This window comes from Paenibacillus abyssi, from assembly GCF_014640295.1.
Taxonomy (GTDB): domain Bacteria; phylum Bacillota; class Bacilli; order Paenibacillales; family Paenibacillaceae; genus Paenibacillus_D; species Paenibacillus_D abyssi.
Genome location: NZ_BMGR01000001.1, coordinates 1 through 19,669 on the forward strand (window position 1 = coordinate 1; position 19,669 = coordinate 19,669).

The window sequence follows — 19,669 nt, forward strand, 5'->3', positions numbered from 1 at the left end:
AAAACCTCACGTACGGTTTGATGAGGAGGGGCTGGGCTTCGCCCAGCCTTTCACTCTAGTATCCCTATTGTACAAGCTCATTTGCAGCATAACTCTGTAGGAGGTATTCAAATGAAAGCTGTATTGGTCGATGAAAAAACGAAACAGCTGTACATAGGCAATGCCGCAGACCCTGAAATGTCTGAAGGGGAGCTGCTTGTCAGCGTCAAAGCAACTGCGCTCAACCGGGCGGATCTTTTGCAAAAGCGGGGGCTCTATCCGCCGCCGCAGGGAGCATCGCCGATTCTCGGACTCGAAATGTCCGGCGTAGTGGAGAAAGTCGGGAGTAAGGTAGAGGCTTGGAAAGCGGGAGATCGGGTGTTTGCTCTTCTTCCTGGCGGCGGTTATGCAGAGAAAGTCAGCATTCCGGCCGGTATGGCCATGCGAATTCCCGACCGGTTTTCATTTGAGGAAGCAGCGGCGATCCCCGAGGTTTTTTTAACCGCTTATCTGAATCTGTTTGTGCTTGGCGGATTAAAGCCCGGCCAGACGGTTCTGATTCATGCCGGAGCGAGCGGCGTCGGAACGGCGGCGATCCAGCTGGTGAAAGAAGCAGTGGCGACCGCCATCGTAACAGCCGGCAGTGAGGAAAAACGTAACAGCTGCCTTCAACTTGGCGCCGATGCAGCGATCGATTATAAAGCGGGCCCATTTGCTCCGCGCGTAATGGAAGCAACAGCCGGTCACGGCGTTCATATCATTATGGATTTTATCGGCGCTTCGTACTGGGAACAAAATATCGAATCGCTGGCCATGGATGGAAGGCTGATTGTTATTGGCATGATGGGCGGAAGTACAATCAAGGAACTGGATCTCGGCCTGCTGCTAAGAAAGCGGCTGCAGATCATTGGAACCGCACTCCGTTCCCAGCTGCCTGAGTATAAGATACGCCTTACGCAGCAATTTGCTGCCTTTGCTATGCCCTTATTTGAAGATGGGCGCCTGAAACCGGTCATTGACTCGGTATGGGAATGGGATAAAGCGGACAGTGCGCATGAGTATATGGAAGAAAACAAAAACACGGGTAAGATCATTCTTCGTGTATAATAGATCCTATCGAAATTTATTTGGGGGAGAATTCATTGGCACAGCTTTACTACAAATACGGAACGATGAACAGCGGCAAATCGTTCGAAATCATCAAGGTCGCCCATAACTATGAGGAGCAGGGCAAGCCCGTGCTTATCTACTCCCCTGCGGTCAGCGCGAGGGGTCAAGCGGAGCTCGTAGGTTCCCGGGTGGGATTCGAGCGTCCGGCCATACCTGTGAATGAGCAGACTGATCTTTACGAGAGTGTCCTGACGCAGCTTTCGTCGGATGGTTCCAGACGGATCCATTGTGTGCTTATTGATGAAGCGCAATTTCTCAAGCAGCATCATATTTTACAGCTCACGCGCGTTGTTGATGAATTGAATATCCCCGTTATGGCGTTCGGATTGAAAAATGATTTTCAAAACCGGCTCTTTGAAGGCAGTTACTATTTACTAGTGCAAGCAGACAAAATCGAGGAGATTAAGACGATATGCTGGTACTGTGATCGCAAGGCGACGATGGTGATCCGATTTCTGGACGGGCAGCCGATCAATACCGGCGAGCAGATTCAAATCGGGGGCAATGATGACTATAAACCGGTATGCCGGCGCTGTTACAATCAAGCCTTTCAGAAGGAATCGCAATAGGGCCGATCATAAGAGAAGGCAGGAGGCTGGCATATGCTTGGTTTAGCTATACTACTAATGTTTCAGTTCGCGGGAATTCTTCTGAAAGAGTGGCTCTCGCTTCCGATTCCGGCGAATGTCATCGGCATGCTTCTATTCACCTGCTCGCTGTTTTTCGGATGGGTGAAGCTGCAGTGGGTGGAAGGCGCGGCCACGTTTTTGATCCGACATATGATGCTGTTTTTTTTGCCTTATGTCGTTGGCACGTTAGTTCTTTCACGTTATGTGGAAACAAATAAGCTGCTCGCCGTCGCTTTTTCATTGGTTGCGAGCACGATTGCGGTATTGCTCGCGACCGGGTGGGTTGCGAAGCTGTTAGAGCGGAAGGAGGCGGAGGCCAATGCCGGCGATCGCTGATTGGATACAAGGGCCGGAGTGGGCCGTTGCCGTCACTGTAGCAGCTTATGCGGCAGCACTGCTTCTCCGAAATAAATTCAAATGGATGCATCCGTTATTTACAGGTGCTGCAGCTGTCATCCTGTTTCTTACTTTCACAGACATTTCCTACGAGGATTACCGAATCGGCGGCGATCTGATCTTGTTTATGCTTGGACCGGCAACCGTGGCGCTTGGCGTACCCTTATACAAGCATTCGCAGCGGCTGCGCCGCCACATTCCCGGCATCCTGGCGGGCGTAATGGCAGGCTCGGTGGTTTCCATAGCCGGTGCGTGGCTGCTGGCTTCTGTATCGGGTTTGTCTACGGCAATCTTATATTCGATGATCCCCAAATCCGTGACCGCAGCTGTTTCTGTACCGCTGTCTGAACAGCTGGGCGGAATCCCGGAACTGACAGCAGTATTGACGGTATTGACAGGCTTAATAGGCAGTATGTTCGGTCCGATGGTGCTGAAGCTTTTCGGCATTCGCCGTGATCTGGCGATCGGGGTTGCGGTCGGAACCGCCTCGCATGGGATCGGTACGGCAAGACTGGTGAACGATTCAGAATGGCAAGCCAGCGTCAGTGCGCTCTCGATGAGCCTAAGCTGTATTATTACGCCTATTTTCATCCTGCCGCTGTATTGGTTGATCTGAATTAACAGGTTGCTATAGTTGCTATAATAATATAAATATTTGAGCAGGTGGATCGATAACACTTGAAGAGGGATGGCCGTTCAAAAGGACGGCTATCCCTTTTTTCTGCTTTTTTCAATGATAGATTCTCCTATCTTTTTCAAGATATGATTAGAGATTTCTAGTTTTTAAGCGTATAATGATAGATAGACCAGCTAGAGAAGGAGGTTTTATTCGTTGAGATGGAAAGCTTTTATCTCTGTATTCCTGATGGTTGCCCTTCTCTGCACGCCATTTAATAACGAGGCTATACATGCTGCCGCGGCCCCCAAGGTTACGATATTGCTCGATGGGTATCCTCTGCCGTTTCCAGAGGAGCCCATTATTATTAAAGGGTATACCATGGTGCCGTTTCGCGCAATTGCAGAAGCGATCGGCATTAAAGTGCAGTACGAAAATTCATCCAAACGCATTACAGCGACAAGACAGGATGAATCCGGCAGCCATACAGTGGTGCTTCAGCTTAATAACACAACGGCACAAGTGGATGGTCAACCGGTGAAGCTTGCGGTTCCGCCTCAAGCCAAGAACGGACATACCTTAATTCCGCTTAGCTTCTTCAGCCGCCAGTTCGGTGCAGGAGTGGGTTTTGAAAACAAGACGAAGACCGTTGCGATCACTTCTCCAAAGAGAAGCATGTATGTATCCGGGTATTATGCGCTCTCCTCATTTTCCGAGCGGGGAATGATCACCGGAATGGGTTCGGTTGCTTTCGGCTGGAGCCGCATCGATCGGGAGAGCAGCTTTACGACGGAGGGAACGGATTTCAGATGGCCGAGGGCTGCCGGGGAGATCACGCCAGAGCGAATCGTACAGGAGACTGCAGCGGCCGGTACAACGCCTTATCTGATGGTGTATGCGACAGACGGAATGCTCGAGCTTACGAAGGTCATCGAGGACTCGAATCTGCGGCAGCAAACGATAGACAGTATTGTTGATCTGGCCGTTCAGAAGGGCTTCCAAGGGGTGCATCTTGACTTCGAAGGATTAGGGATGACGGGAGACAAGCAGAAAGTGAGAAAGCAATTTAATGAGTTCGTCAGGTTGATGTCGGAACAAACCCGGGCGGCCAACTTAAAGCTTTCCCTTGCCTTACATCCGATAAATTCAGTGTATCAAGGTTATGATTACCGAACTTTAGCCGCATATGCGGATGAATTGGTGATCATGGCTTATGCTTATGAAGATGAGAGCCGACCGGAACCGATGGACAAAGTGGATGAGGCGATTCGCCTTGCTCTGCAAGAAACGGAAGCCGGCAAGCTCGTGCTCGGCATTTCGATGGGCAGTGAAAACGCCCAATCCGTAAATAGCAAGATCGGGTTAGCCAAGCGTTATAATCTGAAAGGAATCGCTTTATGGAGATTAGGATTGATCGGTGAAGAAGCCTTTCATGAAATGAAAAAATCGATCTCGTTTTAAGTGATGAAAATAAGTGCAGACGACAATCATGGGGCCGCGTATCATTACGCGACCCCATTCTTTTGAGCGATTGTGCGTGTTATGGAGTTGGTTGATTTCGTTGTTGTGAACTGAAATAATAAAGATAACAGAGTTAAAATAAAGAAACAAAGTTTGGGGAGGCAAGCTATGGGGAAGGTTGCGGTTGTAGCTGGTGCTGCGGGTTTAGTCGGAAAAGAATTGGTGCAATTGCTGTTACAGCATCCCGATTATGAACGGGTCATTGCGTTGGTTCGCCGTAAGTCAGGAGCAGAGCAGGGCAAGCTGATCGAGCTAGTCGTGTCGTTCGACCGGCTTGAACAGGAAGCGTCTGGCTTGATGAAGGGGGCTGACGTGTTCTGTGCGTTAGGCACAACGATTAAAAAAGCGAAATCGCAGGAGCAGTTTCGCCGGGTTGATTATGTTTATCCGCTGCAATTGGGTGAGCTTGGGAAACGGGAAGGGGTTCGTTCCTATTCCGTCATAACGGCAATGGGTGCCAATGAGCAGTCGAGATTCTTTTACAGCCGCGTAAAAGGCGAGCTGGAAACGAGGCTTGCCGCACTAGGGCTGAATACACTCCATATCTTCAGGCCGTCACTGCTGCTCGGGGATCGCGAGGAATTCAGGCTCGGAGAACGGATCGGCGGGGCCGCTGCCAAACCGTTGTCTTTCCTGTTAAACGGGCCGCTTCGCAAATATCGCGCGATCGAAGCGACGACGGTAGCTGAAGCGATGGTGGCCGCGGTACAGAGGGAATCGAATCCAGGTGTACATATCTATGAATCCGATCGAATTGAACAAATCGCAAAATCATTTGCAAAGTGAAGTGAACATAGAAAACAAAAAAAGCTTGATTTCTCAAGCTTTCTACGATTGGTTTTATTCAAATTTCAGTAGTATAAATGGTCGGGACGACACGATTTGAACATGCGACCCCCTGGTCCCAAACCAGGTGCTCTACCAAGCTGAGCTACGTCCCGAGAGAAAGATGGTGCCGTCGAGAGGACTTGAACCCCCAACCTACTGATTACAAGTCAGTTGCTCTACCAATTGAGCTACAACGGCACGTATCTCGCAATCACGAAATGTATTATCTCACAGATTATTATAAATATGCAAGTGTTTTTTTGAAATATTTTGATGGTTTAAAATCAAGAACTATCGGTGGAGTAGAAGGGGATTGCGGGCGCAAAGCGAAGGTATTACAATGGACAGATCCATCATTTCTAGCGGAGGGAAACCAATGAATGAAGTTGTAATTGGCCGGGTTCAGCAATTCGAAAAGCTTCCGGCAGAACTGCGGATTGAAAAGGATACTTACTTTTTGCTGAAGAACGAAGATCAGTTTCTTCTTGTCTCCAGCATTTGTCCGCATGCAGGGCAGCTTGTTGAGATTGAATATGGTGAATTAGTGTGTCCGATGCACGGCTGGACTTTCAATACGCACACAGGTGCGTGTCTTAATGTACCGAGCAAGGGGCTCGAATCTTATCCGGTCATCGTGAGAGATGATGAATTAATCGCGCAGCTGTAAAACAGCGATGGGTTGACTGAGGGTCTGCACCTTTATGGGGCAGGCCCTTCATGGTTGTACAACCGATTCGTTCAATACGATCAGAGTTCACTCTGCCCGCTAGTGATATGATAGTCAAGCTGGCTATCGGTATCCATTAGCATCAGGTAAAATCCGAGGTCATGCCCGTATCAATACGCTTGCCCCGTTGCTAATGATTGAATACAGGAATAGATATAAACTATATACTGCTGGAGCTAACAAAAACAGCACAGCTCTTCATAAAGAAAAGCAGTGCTGCAGGATTCGGCTTTTATTTTATAACAAGCTTTTGATATCTTCTTCGATTGCAGAAGGTTCGGTACGCGCGCTGTACTGTTTGATCACATTGCCGTCCCGGTCAACGAGGAATTTAACAAAGTTCCATTCAATCTCACCAGTGCGGTAAGCTTCGGGAACCTCGTTGACAAGATGTACATAGAGCGGATGCGCATGCTCGCCTTTTACATCGATTTTGGCAAACATCGGGAAGGTGACCTTGTAATTAAGATCGCAGAACTGTTTGATTTCTTCTTCCGTACCCGGTTCCTGACCTGCAAATTGATTGCACGGAAAGCCAAGCACGACAAGCCCTTGATCCTGATACGATTCGTACAGTTTTTGAAGTCCTTCGTAATGCGGCGTCAGTCCGCATGCGCTTGCCGTATTCACGATCAGCATGACTTTCCCTTTGTAAGACGAGAGGGTTGTCTCCTCACCGTCAATCGTTTTGACTTGGAAATCATAGATTGTCATTTGCTTTCCTCCTATGTAATTGATGTGTGATTGAGCAAAAAAAAAAGCACCTGAATTGATTTCAGATACACTTGCTGATACAATATAAACTGGTGACAATAAAAAAGTGAATTGAATGAGATTAACCCAATAATAATTATATCACTTTGGGGCAAGCGTGTCAACCCTATGAAAAAAGGCCAATTATTGAATGATATATCTTTACTTAGGAGGTCGAACCGGATTGAGCATGAAGGAAGCAGAATGGCAGCAGGAACAGTCGCGTGTGGACGAAGTCATTCAAAAAGTGGCATTACAAATGGATGAGCTTGAAAAGCGGACGGGCAATGTACGTTCAGATGTTGTGGAGATCCGAAAGCATTTTTGGGATGAGGTTACGATCAATTTCAGCCATGCGGAGGATTTGACGGAAACGTATTTCAGCATGAAGCAGCAGGCGGACGTCATGTCCGAGCGTGAGCGCAGCCATAGGCATGCGTCAGCAACGCTGGGTAAATACCGGCGCTTGGTTCAATCGCCATACTTCGGCCGGATTGACTTTGTGGAAGAAAACACAGAAAAAAAGGAATCCATATATTTAGGCATCGCGTCCTTCATGGATGAGGAGAATGACACGTTTCTTATTTATGATTGGCGGGCTCCGGTATCCAGCTTGTACTACGATTACGGACCGGGAGCCGCACAATATGATACACCCGGCGGTATCATCAAGGGTGAGATGCTGTTGAAACGTCAGTTTGTCATCCGGGACGGACAGATCAAGCTGTTGTTTGATACCGGGATAACGATCGGCGACGAGCTGCTGCAGCAAGCGCTCAGCCGAAGCGCGGATTCCCAGATGCGCAGCATCGTAGCGACGATTCAGAAGGAACAAAACCAAATTATCCGTAATGAGCGCAGCCGTATGCTGATCGTACAAGGCGCCGCAGGCAGCGGCAAAACATCAGCTGCCCTGCAGCGTGTCGCTTATTTGCTCTACAAGAATCGCGAGACGTTAAGGGCTGATCAGATGGTGTTATTTTCGCCTAACCCGCTCTTTAACAGTTATGTCTCCACGGTACTGCCTGAGCTTGGGGAAGAGAATATGGAACAGACAACTTTTCAGGAGTATCTGGAGAACCGCCTCGGAAAGGAATTCGAATTGGAGGATCCTTTCGAGCAAATGGAATACATCTTGTCCACCGATCCGCACACGGAAGGTTATGCCGCCAGAATGGAATCCATTCGTTATAAATCATCAGCCGCTTATCTGGAAACCTTGCGTAAGTATACAGAACGTCTTGAAACTGAAGGGATGTTATTCAAACCGCTGGCATTTCGCGGGAAAGAGATTGTCTCCGCGGAGGCGATGAAAGTTAGGTTCTATGCGATGGATGCGCAGGTCAAGCTGGCCAACCGGGTTGTGCTGCTGCGGGATTGGCTGCTGACGGAGCTGTCGGCTTTCGCAAAGAAGGAATGGAACGAAGCATGGGTTGAAGAAGAGATGGAGCTGCTCTCCCAGGAGGATTATCAGCGCGCCTATCAGAAGGTTCGAAAGCAAGGAAGAAATAAGGAAATGTCGTTTGACGATTTCAACATGGAGAAGGAGCTGCTTGCCCGGGTTATCGTACGCGAGAGGCTCAAACCGGTGCGTTCGCGTATCAAATCACTTCGCTTTGTAGATGTGACCAAGCTGTATCGCCAGCTGTTCGATAACCCGCATTTATTAACAGAGCTGGTCGGAGGCTCTGACCTCGTACCGGCTTACTGGTCGGAGATCAGCAGGCAGACGACGGAACGAATGGACAAGAAAGAGCTGTCGTATGAGGATAGTACTCCATACTTATACCTGAAGGAGCAGGTTCAAGGTTTTCAGATGAATACGAATGTTCGCCATGTGTTCGTTGATGAAGCGCAGGACTACTCACCGTTCCAACTGGAGTTTTTGAAGCGATTGTTCCCGCGCGGCCGTATGACTGCTTTGGGCGATTTGAATCAAGCCATCTTCGCGCATACTTCTGTTTTTGGAGAAGAGGAGCCTCTTGTTCAGCTGTTTGGGAGCGAGCAGACCGAATTGATCCGGTTGACCCGCAGCTACCGGTCAACCAGAGAGATCGTCGAGTTTACGCGCGGCATGGTGCCGGGAGGCGAGTCCATCATTCCATTTAACCGCGGTGGAGAGAAACCACAAGTGATTAGCGTAATGAATGAAGATGAGCTTCATGAACAGGTTGCGATGCACATTGAAGAGCTGCAAGCGGATGGGTATGAATCGATCGCAGTGATTTGCAAGACTGCAGCAGAGAGCCGGGCGGCCTATGAAGCATTGGCATCGCGCACACCGGTGAATCTGGTCAAGAAAGAGACGGCCGCTTTCTCCAAGGGAACGCAGATTATCCCTGCTTATCTGGCTAAAGGCGTGGAGTTTGATGCAGTCATTCTTTATAACGGCTCACAGCATCAATACGGCCGGGAGAACGAAAGGAAGCTGTTCTATACAGCCTGTACGCGTGCCATGCATTCGCTGCGGGTATTCTCGATAGGTGAACCGAGCTTCTTTGTCACAACGCAGCCGCAAGAAACCTATGTGCCTATTGCTTTGGTGCCGGAAGCGGACCCAGCTGCACCGCGTTAATCCAACAGAATATTAAGCTTTCAAGAACAGCCTGTATAGAAAAAATCCGCCCAGCGGATGAACCTGTACAGGCTGTTTCCATTTCTATAGGTCTGGCCAAAGTTGAGCTGGGCCGTAACATCGTTTAATATAGAAGCAGGAATTGCTAGTTTAAGAGATTACATACTAAGGAGGAATAAATGATGAAATGGCGCAGCCTAGCGATAACTTCTGCAATGTTGGCAGCACTTCTCTCGGCGTGCAGCTCCGAGCCGCCATCGGAGGATCAAACCCAAAACGTGAATACGGTTAATATAGAGAACAACGATTCTGCACCGGCAGTTGATCCTGCCAACGAACAGGGCGAAGGAGAAACGGACGCCGGACAATCTACAGATCGATTCCCGGCCGGCGCGTATGAAGGGAAAGTAGAAGGCATAGCCTATGGGTTAGGCGATCTCACGGAAGGCATCACAGAAGAGCTCGGAGAGCCGGATCAAATGGATTATTTTGCCGGGGGTGTTTATTTGTCTTATCCAAACGTGGTGTTTTTTAGCGATGCGGAGCTCGACGGAGAAAATAACATTGTTGACGGTACGATCAAAGGAATGGGTTTTGGTACTGACAACTCATTATTCGGGGTAACGATTGGCCAGCCATTCGAAGAGATTGCCGTTGTTCTGGGGGATGGTTACACGATGCATACGCCGGATGAAAACGTGAATAATGAATTTTATGCAGGTATGTGGTCCATGGAATATAGAGTTGGCGAGTATGCGGTCATATTTACCGCTGAGGAAGAGAATGGGCCGACGAACGCGGCCTATTATGAGGAAACCTGATGATTGAGATGGCTTTCTACCTGCTTCTAATTAATATTGTGAGTTTTAGCATGATGAGATACGACAAGCGGCAAGCTGTCAAACATGGACGGCGCGTGCCGGAAAAACAGTTATTCGTCATCGCAGCGATCGGCGGTGCATTGGGCGCTTGGCTGGGCATGCGGATCTGGCGGCATAAGACAAAGCACAACTCGTTCGTCTACGGTATTCCGGCGCTGTTTATTTTGAACATCGCAGCGCTGTGGTTTATCTATTTTCTCTAGCAAAAAGCAGCCAAGGCTATGCATTTGGCTGCTTATTTTTTGTTGCGCTGCCGCGCTATGGATGCCAAGGCAGGGGCATGTTTGACCCTATAATCGACAGGCGACATATTGAATTTTTTACGGAATACCCGGAAGAAGTAAGAGTAACTCGCAAAACCGCAGGTTTCCGCGATTTGTTCTAATGTCATCGAGCTGTATTTCATTCGCTCTTCAGCTATTGCAAGGCGTATTTCCTGCATATATTCTATGATTGTCTTTCCATAACACTCCTTGAATAAATGGGAAGCGCGTGAGACACTAAGACCGACATGATTGGCAAGATCTTCTATTTTGAATGAAGACGTAGCGTGCTCCTCGATATAGGATTTGATTCGTGATGCAACGAAAGGCCTGCCGCGGTGGATGGATTGGTCATCGATCAATCGGTCTATACTCAAGCAGAGGGAACGAAGTAAGTATTCCGACAGCTCTTCGTTTTCTTTCTCCATTCTGCGTTTCTCCAGAATAAGCAATCTCCATAACGACAACAGCTTTTCTTCCACATCGACCCGTACAAGCGGAGGATGCTTGCGCTGTTCCCGCCATTTATCGAGCCATTTGCCCTGGCAAGCCAGATAATAATCGCTGCTTGACACGATCAGTCCCCGCTGCGGATGCTCATAGGCTTCGATCGCTAATTGATAAGGATCACCGGGGTGTAAGATGAGCAGGTGGCCTGGGCCGATCGGCTGCATTTTACCGTCAATCAGTACGCTGGCATAACCTTCAGTCTGCAGACGAATCAAGTAGCCTGGTAAGCCATTTGAAGCATACGTATAAAAAGGCTGGATATGATGCGAATAATCGCACATAAGAATCTCGGACTCCATGTTCATAACTCCTTTATATCAATAGCAGAATAGTTCATGTTATAACATTATCCTACATGGTAACTTTGATGCAAATGTATTTATAATAAACTATAGAAAATTCAATTCCACTATGGTACACGTATATTAAGGAGGATATAAGAAATGGCAAAGATGGGCATTGCATTGCAATTGTATACCGTGCGGGATGATCTGCAGCGGGATTTTGCCGGAACGCTCCGGGAAATCGCTGCAATGGGATATGAAGGCGTGGAATTCGCAGGATATGGCGATTTATCTGCAGAAGAGATGAAGGCATTGCTGCAAGAGCTTAATCTAAAGGCAGTTGGCAGTCATATCAGCCTTCAGCGTTTGGATGAGCAGCTGGAAAATGAGATCGCTTACCTGAAAACGATCGGCGCTAAATACGGCATCGTTCCTTATGTATTCGAAGAAGACCGTCGGGATACTGCAGCATGGCAGTCGATCATCGACCGTTTGGACCGCTATGGTGAGGTTTTCCGCCAAAACGGCTTGCAGCTGGGTTACCACAACCATGATTTCGAATTCGCGATGAAGATTAACGGTTCGTTCGTATTTGATGCGATGTACGAGCAAGTAAGCGCAGACCGTTTGACGGTCGAGATGGATCTGGGTTGGGTTCAATACTCCGGACAAGATCCGCTTGCTTACATCGCCAAATACAAAGGACGTCTGCCGTTGCTGCATTTGAAGGATTTCCGTAAAACGGCGCCGAATGAACCGATTGATACGGTTGAGCTTGGACAAGGCGATCTGGATCTGCCGAGCATTATCACAGCTGCCGAGCAAGCCGATGTGGAGTGGATCATCGTAGAGCAGGACAGATGCGCAAATCCGCCGCTGCAATCGGTGAAAACAAGCAGAGCTTGGCTAAAACAAAATTACAACTAATTTGAGGGGGAAATACAACGACATGAGCAAAATCAGAGTAGCTGTTATCGGGTGTGGAGCAATCGCGCAAAGAAGGCATATTATCGAATATCAAACGAATGAGCACGTTGAGCTTGTAGCGTTCGTTGACCCTGTATTGGAGAGGGCCGAGCAATGCGCGGCGCCATTCGGTGCCAAAGCGTATGCAGATTATACTGTAATGTTAAAAGAAATTAAGCCGGATGCTGTAAGCGTATGTACGCCAAATGCAACGCATGCCATAATCTCCATTGCTGCAGCTGAAGCTGGTGCACACGTGCTGGTAGAGAAGCCGATGGCTTCTACAGATAAAGAAGCTGCGCAAATGATCGAAGCAGCGAAGAAAAACGGTGTTATGCTGATGGTTGGCCACAACCAACGTTTTATGCCGCCGCATGTGAAAGCAAAAGAAATCCTGAAGTCAGGCGTTCTGGGCAAAGTATTATCGTTCCGCACGTCATTTGGCCATCCTGGACCGGAAGGTTGGAGCGTCGACGGCAAGGAAAGCTGGTTCTTCCGTAAAGAAGAGGCGATTATGGGCGCGATGGGTGATCTGGGTGTTCACAAATCCGACTTGATCCGTTGGCTGCTGGATGATGAAGTGGCTGATGTAGCCGGCTTTATCGGTACCGTGAGCAAGCAGGACACAGATGTAGACGACAGCGCGAACTGCATCCTGCGCATGAAGAGCGGCGCGATTGGCTCGCTCGTAGCAAGCTGGACATACTACAAAGGCGAAGACAACAGCACTGTGCTTTGGTGTGAGAACGGCGTAATGAAAATCGGTACAGATCCTGAAGATCAAGTCATTGTCGAGCTGCGCAACGGAAATGTAGAGCGCTACAAGGTTGGAGCCATTGCGACCAACACCGTTCAAGTAACAAGCGGCGTTATCGATGAATTTGTTCATTGTATCGTGACCAACACACCGCCAAGCATTTCTGGTGAAGAAGGTAGAAAATCACTCAACGTTATTCTGGCTGCTTTCGAATCACAAGCCACAGGCAAGATGATCTCCTTAAACTAATCGGGCATCAAAAAATCCACTACCTGCGCATACATTGCGTCAGGTAGTGGATTTTGCTTTTGCCCTGTTACCACTTGGATCCGCCGGAAGAGTTGCTCTTGGAGCCCCATGAACCGCCTCCAGAGGAATTTCTCGAGCCACCGCCCCCGAAAGAACTGCCCCCTGAGGAACCACCAGAACCTCCGCCGCCGAAGGGCGTGTTATTTCTATCGTTCATTTGCCTTTGCATTTGTTCCGCAGCTAACGCCGCATTATAATCACGGTTCATCTCATTTGTTATGTGGATCACTCCTGCCAATTGGTTCATCGCTTCAACGAACAAGCCTTGTGTAATCAACCGTTCCGCCTCGCCATGCAACGATTGATAGCGGCTGCCGTAGCTTCGCTGGTTCACGCGGGAGCCGACCTTATTGGACATTGATGTGAACCGGGCCCCTGCCTCGTGAAGCTGGCGTTGCGCTTCCCGTTTCTCCTCCAGCTTACGGTGAATTTGCTGAAGAAGAGATGTAATTTCTTGTTCATAATGTGTACGGCCCTTGTCAATGTCGTCGAGGTTGATCAGGCCGGCTGCCAAGCGGTCTCTAAGCTGGCGATGAAGCTGCACGATTCCCACACTGCTGTGCTCCCATATTTGCAGATAGGGCAGCGATTCGCTCTGAATCAGCGACATTCCCTGCTGGAACTGCTGCCACAAACGCTCCGTATCGCGATCCGCTTGCGACAGCCGCTCATCCAACGCCTGCCAATAGCTGCGGCATTCCGCCGCGATGTTGTCTGCTTCACGCAGCTTCTGCAGCCAGTGCTGAAGCTCCGTGTTGGCAAGGTCATATTCCTGCCGCTGGTCATCGCAAAGCGACTTGATTTCCAGCAGGTTTGCACCTGCATCCCTGACTGTTATTTGCATTTGTTCGAATCGCTCCTGAAGGGCTGCCCAATGATTAGCTGTATACTTAGCGCTAACATGCCGCAGCAAAGCATTTAACTCTTGGATTTCAACCAGATAAGAAGCTTGTTTCGATTCGATATATTTTATATTGTTCCGATTCAGCTGCTTCAGCTCGGCTTGGCGCGTGGTGATCGCCAGCGCATCGGCAAGTAACCGCTCTGTTTGTTCGGCCAGCCTGGATACGTCATTTATGTTTCCCTGCTTAAGCGATTCGAGCATGCGCTCATTCGTTTCACGGGCATCATGGATGAGACTGTATGGATTTAAGCGCAGCATGACCAGCTGAATCCGGTGTGTTTCAGTCAAACGGTCGATTTCAGTTCTCCGCTCCGAAGAAGCTGACGGAAAACCATGATAGCGTTCCAGATAGACCGGAATGGACAACACTTCTTCTTCAAGTTTTGACGTTTCAACCTTGGACTCCATGACCTCCTGTGTCGCTGCGATGGGATCGAACATCTCCAACTGCTCGGCCTTCTTCATCTCTGCATCAAGCTCATCTAACGAGTCGAACAACGTTGTCAATGGATAGGATGTTTTCTGCACCTGTCCGTCGAGCTGGCTGCGCAGGTTCTGCAGACGCGCCTCAAGCCGGTCAACCTTCTCTTTGATCGTTCTATCTGCATCGATCAGCTGCGCGATTTCGGCGCGTTCATTTGTGATTTCCTGCTCGATTGCGTCCAACATTGATTTTATTTGTGTGTATAAAGCATTCATTCGCGAGAATTGAAACAACGAGATACGGGTGCCGGACAATTCGTTTTTCTTCTTGTTCAGGCGAACCATTTGGTCCTCTAGCTGGCGTTCGAGCTTAGACACGAGCTGTTCTGACACCCCTTGAACAAGCCCGATATAAGGCTTCAACTGTTCACTGGCTTGATAAACTTGTACCATTAGCTCTTCCAATCGCGACTGCTGTCTTCTAATGCGCTTCTTATTAGACCAGCCTGCCAACACCAAGAGGATCATTATGGCCAGCAGGACGATTGCCAGTCCGATCCAGAAAAAAGAAAAGGTAACTTGGCTGCTGCTGGTTGCCTGTGGCGCAGTTGTCTGTGTTCCCGGTACAGGTCTGGAAATCTCGGAAGAGACACCCGGCTGAGGTACGGCAGGTGTGGAACTGGAATCTGTTCTGATTTCTTTGAGATTTTGTGTGGCTTCGATTAAGGATAATATCGCTTGGACAAAGTCGCCCTCGATTGCCGAGGGGATGAAGTGCTGATTCACGAATTCCGTAATCTTTGATTCATCGGTGTTCCCGTTGCCGTCGTAATCTGCTGGGAGCGCGTTAAGCTTAGCCTGTAGGCCCGGATTGTTAAAGTTCATTTCTATCAGGCGGTCGACATCTGCAATAACAACTAACACGTCATTGGCCTGCAGTTCCCAAGTTCGGTACACTTCAGTTGCATAGTCAGCGGGAGCATTGGCATTGAACGTATCAATCGTTAAAACATAGAACGTATATTCGCCTGATTGGGCAGCTTGTTCCAACAGGCCAAGCCGGTCAGCGGGCAGCATAGCCGCTAAATCATGAATACGGCCATCCTTATCAGGAACGGCTGCCGCGGCAAAGGAAGGTACGGAAAGAAGCAGGCTGATCAGCCATAATAAAACTATCGTTCTTCGCAAATTTGAGTACCTCCGTTATGAAATATTCCATTTGTTATTCGTATTTCATTCATACGTAAACGATACCGTGAGTGTTTCAATAAAATCAACATCTATTTGGAAAGCATAGAAAATTCGTCCAGTCGAGCAGGGGATCGACAGTGAGGTTTGTGGAATTGCGGTCAGGCTGATAGTATAGGTATAGAGGTTGTAGAATTGTTCAATGATGGATATGCGAGGTGTTTGTTTACAGCAAAGCAGCTGTCGGCTTTGAAAGGCATTTTATACTTAAAGGTCAACAATGATCGCGTTATCGTATCGGGACATGCGGTTACGACGTTAAAGGGAACCTTGGCCGAAGTGAACGAATGATATTTAATAACCGGAGGAAATGATGAGAAAGCCGCTATTTTTATCAATACTACTTGTATGTCTGATCGCCGGCGTTGTTTTTTATCATTTTTGGCTCGCGCCCCGCATGAATTATAATGTGGAGAACAACGAGGCGGCAATCAGCCAAGCTATTTATGAATTAACCAGGATCGATCAGAAAATTCACATTCAACAGATGAAGGACATGGCGAACAAGAAGGTTGTTCTGTTCTCGCTCGGGTCACAGACCGGCTTGGCGATGTTTGAGCGGGGGAGCAATGATAAATGGATGATCGAAACGGCTGGTCTTGGGAATACCTTCCATTTAACCGTCGCTGATACCTCTGATGGGCAATATATCGTATGTGCAGGCGATAATGCGGATCATATGAGCAGGATCGTTGCATATGTAGAAGAAGATTCATATGAGCTGGATATTGAGCCCGGTGAATATTTCATCGTGTCCAGTCCGCTTCAGGAGAAGACGGAATATGATATGCCAACGGGCGCTATCGGGTATAACGACAAGAACGAGGAAGTTTTCCGGACCGGCGGGCCGGCGGAAACGGCTCGCTAAATATACGGCTTATCGGAGAAGTAAATGGAGAGAATCGCGATCATTTCCGATATTCATGGCAATATACCGGCCTTAGAAGCGGTGCTGAACAATATCGCTGCACGTCTGATTACCAGAATCTTTTGTCTTGGCGATCTGGTAGGCAAAGTCCCTCATTCCGGAAACGGCTGATACTATCGTTAGCGGCAGCAGGAAATGTTATGTATTTTGACGTATAAAACCGGGTAAAATCTCGGAAAATGGGATGTAAACTTTTACAAATCATAGTATAATTAGAGTATAGTTATTAATTAATGTTATTAATTATTACACGAAGCTCACAGATTGACAGAAGGTACAATAATCGCAGGGGGTGGTATTGGAAGCGACAATGATTAGCGCTTAACTGGCCTTTCCTTGAGAATTTGTATCTTTTTTGCGAAGGCGATAATTTTTATGTTATCTGGCCTTCAGTGCGCATATAATTGAAAAGAAGGTTCAAGGCCATCTTCCGGATGGTAATGTGTTAGATGGACGGGCTTTACCGCTATATGATCGCCGAAGGTTGTTCCTCTTGACCGGCGTTTACCTCTCCACCCCTTGCATGGTTTCAGATTCAAGCGCAATTACCGCCTCATTACCTTTTTTTCTGCTATTTGGTTTATAGTAAAACGTTGTTTTCCCCTTCCCAATTAAAATCATTTACGTATGATCCCTGCTGGACAACATGAATTTAATCTTCAGAGTAAAGGCCTGCTCAGCAGCGGTTGTTTTTTGGTTACCTACATCATTAAGGGAGTGGTGTCCATGGTTCGAAAAGAAATGATGGCTATGCTGCTTGCCGGAGGCGAAGGAAAGCGGCTCGGCGTTCTGACAAAAGATTTGGCTAAACCGGCCGTTCATTTTGGCGGTAAATATCGGATCATTGATTTCACGCTCAGTAACTGTACGCATTCAGGCATCGATACAGTCGGCGTATTAACGCAATATCAACCGCTCGTATTAAATCAATATTTAGGGATCGGCAGCCCATGGGGGCTGGATCGCCGGTACGGAGGAATGTCCGTGCTTCCTCCCTATGTCAAATCCAAAGGCGGCACATGGTACAAGGGTACGGCCAACGCGATTTATCAGAACATGGGTTTTATTGACCGTTACGATCCGGAATATGTGCTTATCATTTCAGGCGATCACATTTATAAAATGAACTATGACCTCATGCTGCAGCATCATAAGAAGAAGGGCGCAGACGTAACGATTGCCGTCTTCGAAGTGCCTTGGAAGGAAGCAAGCCGCTTCGGCATTATGAGCGTAGACGATAACGGCGGGATTACCGAATTTCGGGAAAAGCCGAAGGTCCCGGACAGCAATCTGGCGTCGATGGGCGTATATATCTTTTCCTGGCCGGTCCTGCAGCAGTATTTGCTGAGGGACGAGGCCAACAAGCAGTCCAGCAATGACTTTGGCAAAGATATTATTCCCGCGATGCTGACAGACGGCGTGAAATTAAATGCCTACCCGTTCCAAGGCTACTGGAAAGACGTCGGCACGATCGAGAGCTTATGGGAAGCGAATATGGACCTGCTGTCGGAGATGCCGCAGCTCGATTTGTACGATAAAGATTGGCGGATTTATTCGGTAAACCCCAACCGCCCTGCGCAGTACATTTCACCTCAGGCTGAAGTTACAGAGTCGCTCATTACGGAAGGCTGTTTTATCGAAGGCAAGGTGCATCGGTCTGTGTTGTTCTACGGAGTTGAAGCGGGAGAAGGCACGTTCATTCATGAATCGGTTATTATGCCTGGCGTTAAAATTGGCAAGGGAGCCCGAATATACCGGGCAATTGTAGGTGAAGGGGCAGTCATTGAAGAAGGCATGACGGTGGGCAGTTTGGATGGAAAAGACATCACCGTGGTGGCAAGTGATGAATATATCGGTATGAACCAAGCCCTTCAGGAGGTGGAGTGACGTGAACAAGCAGCTAATGGGCGTCATCAATTTGATTCATGAGCCGGATGAGCTTGAAGCGCTCACTGCTGGACGGTGTTTGGCTACCGTTCCCTTTGGCGCAAGATACCGGCTGATCGATTTTACACTCTCAAGCATGGTGAATTCGGGGATTTCCAAGGTTGCTGTATTTGCGCATACCAAATACCGTTCGTTGATGGACCATGTAGGTTCCGGGCGCCACTGGGATCTTCATAATAGGCAAAGCGGGCTGTTTATCCTGCCTCCGATTGCAGATGATATGAGCGATTTGCGTAAAGGCGATTTGTATCATTTCTTTCAGCATAGGGATTATTTTATGCGAAGCCAAGCGGATTACGTCGTCATCGCCCGCAGCCACATGATCTGCAACATTGATCTGTCCGCCGTGCTGGAGGATCATTTAGCGCGGGGAGCGGACATTACTGTTGTATGCAAGAAGCAGGATGACCATTTGAGCGGTAAGGCCAGGAAGGTCAAGCTTGACCCTGACGGGCGCGTCATTGCCATGCAGGATCATTACGGGCGGCTTCAAAGCGATCTCGTATCAATGGAAATGTATGTCATGAAGAAGGATTTGCTGCTTGATCTGGTGGAAACGTCGCTGGCACAAGGCCAGGATCACCTGGTGCGGCATGCGATTATGTCCCGTCTGGACCAGTTGCAGGTGAATGGTTATTTATATAACGGATACCTCGGCATTATTAATACGATTACAAGTTATTACCGGAACAGCATGCAGCTGCTGAAGCCGGAAATATGGCGCGAGCTGTTCTTCGAGCCAGGTCCCATCTATACGAAGGTCAAGGATGAACCGCCGGCATGTTATCTGGAAGGCGGCAAAACCAGCAATTCCCTTATTGCGAACGGCTGCGTTATTGAGGGGACGGTTATCAACAGCATCTTGTTCCGCGGAGTCAAGGTAAACAAGGGCGCTGTCGTCCGGAACAGCATCGTGATGCAAAATGGTGAGATCGGCATAGGCAGCTCGATCGACCATGTGATCTTGGATAAGGAAGTCCAGATAGAAGCCGGGCGGGATATTCGCGGCGTGACAGATTCTCCGTTCATCGCCGTAAAACGCAAAGTCATATAAT

19 protein-coding genes, 2 tRNA genes and 1 pseudogene are annotated in these 19,669 nt (G+C 48.5%); 17 read left to right on the plus strand and 5 right to left on the minus strand.

Going from position 1 to position 19,669, the window contains the following annotated elements; genetic code table 11:
* Positions 1 to 111 precede the first annotated feature (111 nt).
* From IEW11_RS00005 to IEW11_RS00030, 6 genes are all read left to right on the plus strand, one after another.
* Positions 112 to 1,086 (plus strand): NAD(P)H-quinone oxidoreductase, encoded by a 975-nt coding sequence (locus IEW11_RS00005; protein ID WP_188527792.1) that lies wholly within the window; start codon positions 112 to 114, stop codon positions 1,084 to 1,086.
* Positions 1,087 to 1,121: 35 nt separating this feature from the next.
* On the plus strand, positions 1,122 to 1,718 hold the full coding sequence (locus IEW11_RS00010; RefSeq protein ID WP_188527794.1) for a thymidine kinase: 597 nt from the start codon (positions 1,122 to 1,124) through the stop codon (positions 1,716 to 1,718).
* A 33-nt stretch (positions 1,719 to 1,751) separates the two neighbouring features.
* Positions 1,752 to 2,114, plus strand: coding sequence for a CidA/LrgA family protein (locus tag IEW11_RS00015; RefSeq protein WP_188527796.1), 363 nt, complete (start codon positions 1,752 to 1,754; stop codon positions 2,112 to 2,114).
* Positions 2,098 to 2,790, plus strand: coding sequence for an LrgB family protein (locus IEW11_RS00020; protein WP_188527798.1), 693 nt, complete (start codon positions 2,098 to 2,100; stop codon positions 2,788 to 2,790). Before IEW11_RS00015 ends, IEW11_RS00020 begins: the two co-directional genes overlap by 17 nt.
* Before the next feature lie 249 nt (positions 2,791 to 3,039).
* Complete coding sequence (locus IEW11_RS00025) at positions 3,040 to 4,251, plus strand: stalk domain-containing protein (protein ID WP_188528732.1); 1,212 nt, start codon at positions 3,040 to 3,042, stop codon at positions 4,249 to 4,251.
* Positions 4,252 to 4,419: 168 nt separating this feature from the next.
* Positions 4,420 to 5,097 carry an oxidoreductase gene (locus IEW11_RS00030; protein ID WP_188527800.1) on the plus strand — a complete coding sequence of 226 codons (678 nt, stop codon included), beginning with the start codon at positions 4,420 to 4,422 and terminating at the stop codon, positions 5,095 to 5,097.
* Between the two features lie 78 nt (positions 5,098 to 5,175).
* On the opposite strand, the gene IEW11_RS00035 is transcribed toward IEW11_RS00030, so the two are convergent.
* Positions 5,176 to 5,252 (minus strand) — tRNA-Pro (locus tag IEW11_RS00035).
* Positions 5,253 to 5,261: 9 nt separating this feature from the next.
* Positions 5,262 to 5,337 (minus strand) — tRNA-Thr (locus IEW11_RS00040).
* Positions 5,338 to 5,515: 178 nt separating this feature from the next.
* Between IEW11_RS00040 and IEW11_RS00045 the strand changes: the two genes are divergently transcribed.
* Positions 5,516 to 5,806: a Rieske (2Fe-2S) protein gene (locus IEW11_RS00045; RefSeq protein ID WP_188527801.1), complete on the plus strand. Its 291-nt coding sequence runs from the start codon at positions 5,516 to 5,518 to the stop codon at positions 5,804 to 5,806.
* 297 nt (positions 5,807 to 6,103) lie between these two features.
* Here the strand turns inward: IEW11_RS00045 and IEW11_RS00050 are convergent, their stop codons facing one another.
* Positions 6,104 to 6,580 (minus strand): glutathione peroxidase, encoded by a 477-nt coding sequence (locus IEW11_RS00050; protein ID WP_188527803.1) that lies wholly within the window; start codon positions 6,578 to 6,580, stop codon positions 6,104 to 6,106.
* A gap of 229 nt (positions 6,581 to 6,809) precedes the next feature.
* Here IEW11_RS00050 and helD point away from each other — a divergent pair, with 229 nt between their 5' ends.
* The 3 genes from helD (at position 6,810) to IEW11_RS00065 (ending at position 10,278) form a co-directional block, all read left to right on the plus strand.
* Positions 6,810 to 9,194: an RNA polymerase recycling motor HelD gene (helD, locus tag IEW11_RS00055; protein ID WP_188528734.1), complete on the plus strand. Its 2,385-nt coding sequence runs from the start codon at positions 6,810 to 6,812 to the stop codon at positions 9,192 to 9,194.
* A 182-nt stretch (positions 9,195 to 9,376) separates the two neighbouring features.
* Positions 9,377 to 10,015: a DUF4309 domain-containing protein gene (locus tag IEW11_RS00060; protein ID WP_188527805.1), complete on the plus strand. Its 639-nt coding sequence runs from the start codon at positions 9,377 to 9,379 to the stop codon at positions 10,013 to 10,015.
* Positions 10,015 to 10,278, plus strand: a complete 264-nt coding sequence (locus IEW11_RS00065; protein WP_188527807.1) for a DUF1294 domain-containing protein — start codon at positions 10,015 to 10,017, stop codon at positions 10,276 to 10,278. Before IEW11_RS00060 ends, IEW11_RS00065 begins: the two co-directional genes overlap by 1 nt.
* 32 nt (positions 10,279 to 10,310) lie before the next feature.
* Here the strand turns inward: IEW11_RS00065 and IEW11_RS00070 are convergent, their stop codons facing one another.
* Entirely contained in the window at positions 10,311 to 11,147 is an 837-nt protein-coding gene (locus IEW11_RS00070; RefSeq protein ID WP_188527809.1) for an AraC family transcriptional regulator, read from the minus strand.
* A gap of 144 nt (positions 11,148 to 11,291) precedes the next feature.
* Between IEW11_RS00070 and IEW11_RS00075 the strand changes: the two genes are divergently transcribed.
* Positions 11,292 to 12,059 carry a sugar phosphate isomerase/epimerase family protein gene (locus IEW11_RS00075; RefSeq protein ID WP_188527811.1) on the plus strand — a complete coding sequence of 256 codons (768 nt, stop codon included), beginning with the start codon at positions 11,292 to 11,294 and terminating at the stop codon, positions 12,057 to 12,059.
* A gap of 22 nt (positions 12,060 to 12,081) precedes the next feature.
* Positions 12,082 to 13,104, plus strand: coding sequence for a Gfo/Idh/MocA family protein (locus IEW11_RS00080; RefSeq protein WP_188527813.1), 1,023 nt, complete (start codon positions 12,082 to 12,084; stop codon positions 13,102 to 13,104).
* Positions 13,105 to 13,171: 67 nt separating this feature from the next.
* On the opposite strand, the gene IEW11_RS00085 is transcribed toward IEW11_RS00080, so the two are convergent.
* On the minus strand, positions 13,172 to 15,679 hold the full coding sequence (locus IEW11_RS00085) for a septation ring formation regulator EzrA (RefSeq protein ID WP_188527815.1): 2,508 nt from the start codon (positions 15,677 to 15,679) through the stop codon (positions 13,172 to 13,174).
* Positions 15,680 to 15,901: 222 nt separating this feature from the next.
* Between IEW11_RS00085 and IEW11_RS25090 the strand changes: the two genes are divergently transcribed.
* The 5 genes and pseudogenes from IEW11_RS25090 (at position 15,902) to glgD (ending at position 19,668) form a co-directional block, all read left to right on the plus strand.
* Positions 15,902 to 16,030: a hypothetical protein gene (locus IEW11_RS25090; RefSeq protein WP_268237349.1), complete on the plus strand. Its 129-nt coding sequence runs from the start codon at positions 15,902 to 15,904 to the stop codon at positions 16,028 to 16,030.
* 22 nt (positions 16,031 to 16,052) lie between these two features.
* Positions 16,053 to 16,607, plus strand: coding sequence for a hypothetical protein (locus IEW11_RS00090; RefSeq protein ID WP_188527817.1), 555 nt, complete (start codon positions 16,053 to 16,055; stop codon positions 16,605 to 16,607).
* 24 nt (positions 16,608 to 16,631) lie between these two features.
* A pseudogene (locus IEW11_RS00095) lies at positions 16,632 to 16,766 on the plus strand (metallophosphoesterase family protein); the annotation flags it as partial.
* Positions 16,767 to 17,393: 627 nt separating this feature from the next.
* Complete coding sequence (locus IEW11_RS00100; protein ID WP_188527821.1) at positions 17,394 to 18,554, plus strand: glucose-1-phosphate adenylyltransferase; 1,161 nt, start codon at positions 17,394 to 17,396, stop codon at positions 18,552 to 18,554.
* Between the two features lies 1 nt (position 18,555).
* A complete protein-coding gene (gene glgD / locus IEW11_RS00105; RefSeq protein WP_188527823.1) occupies positions 18,556 to 19,668 on the plus strand; it encodes a glucose-1-phosphate adenylyltransferase subunit GlgD in 1,113 nt (370 codons plus the stop codon).
* The last annotated feature ends 1 nt before the right edge of the window (position 19,669 follow it).

Excerpts from the sequence above, each read along its gene's own strand:
- IEW11_RS00070 (WP_188527809.1), bottom strand. The coding sequence starts at position 11,147 with ATGGAGTCCGAGATTCTTATGTGCGATTATTCGCATCATATCCAGCCT.
- IEW11_RS00015 (WP_188527796.1), top strand. The coding sequence starts at position 1,752 with ATGCTTGGTTTAGCTATACTACTAATGTTTCAGTTCGCGGGAATTCTT.
- IEW11_RS00080 (WP_188527813.1), top strand. The coding sequence starts at position 12,082 with ATGAGCAAAATCAGAGTAGCTGTTATCGGGTGTGGAGCAATCGCGCAA.
- IEW11_RS00025 (WP_188528732.1), top strand. The coding sequence starts at position 3,040 with ATGGTTGCCCTTCTCTGCACGCCATTTAATAACGAGGCTATACATGCT.
- helD (WP_188528734.1), top strand. The coding sequence starts at position 6,810 with ATGAAGGAAGCAGAATGGCAGCAGGAACAGTCGCGTGTGGACGAAGTC.
- IEW11_RS00020 (WP_188527798.1), top strand. The coding sequence starts at position 2,098 with ATGCCGGCGATCGCTGATTGGATACAAGGGCCGGAGTGGGCCGTTGCC.
- IEW11_RS00005 (WP_188527792.1), top strand. The coding sequence starts at position 112 with ATGAAAGCTGTATTGGTCGATGAAAAAACGAAACAGCTGTACATAGGC.
- IEW11_RS00060 (WP_188527805.1), top strand. The coding sequence starts at position 9,377 with ATGAAATGGCGCAGCCTAGCGATAACTTCTGCAATGTTGGCAGCACTT.
- IEW11_RS00045 (WP_188527801.1), top strand. The coding sequence starts at position 5,516 with ATGAATGAAGTTGTAATTGGCCGGGTTCAGCAATTCGAAAAGCTTCCG.
- IEW11_RS00100 (WP_188527821.1), top strand. The coding sequence starts at position 17,394 with ATGGTTCGAAAAGAAATGATGGCTATGCTGCTTGCCGGAGGCGAAGGA.
- IEW11_RS00050 (WP_188527803.1), bottom strand. The coding sequence starts at position 6,580 with ATGACAATCTATGATTTCCAAGTCAAAACGATTGACGGTGAGGAGACA.
- IEW11_RS00030 (WP_188527800.1), top strand. The coding sequence starts at position 4,420 with ATGGGGAAGGTTGCGGTTGTAGCTGGTGCTGCGGGTTTAGTCGGAAAA.
- IEW11_RS00065 (WP_188527807.1), top strand. The coding sequence starts at position 10,015 with ATGATTGAGATGGCTTTCTACCTGCTTCTAATTAATATTGTGAGTTTT.
- IEW11_RS00090 (WP_188527817.1), top strand. The coding sequence starts at position 16,053 with ATGAGAAAGCCGCTATTTTTATCAATACTACTTGTATGTCTGATCGCC.
- IEW11_RS00075 (WP_188527811.1), top strand. The coding sequence starts at position 11,292 with ATGGCAAAGATGGGCATTGCATTGCAATTGTATACCGTGCGGGATGAT.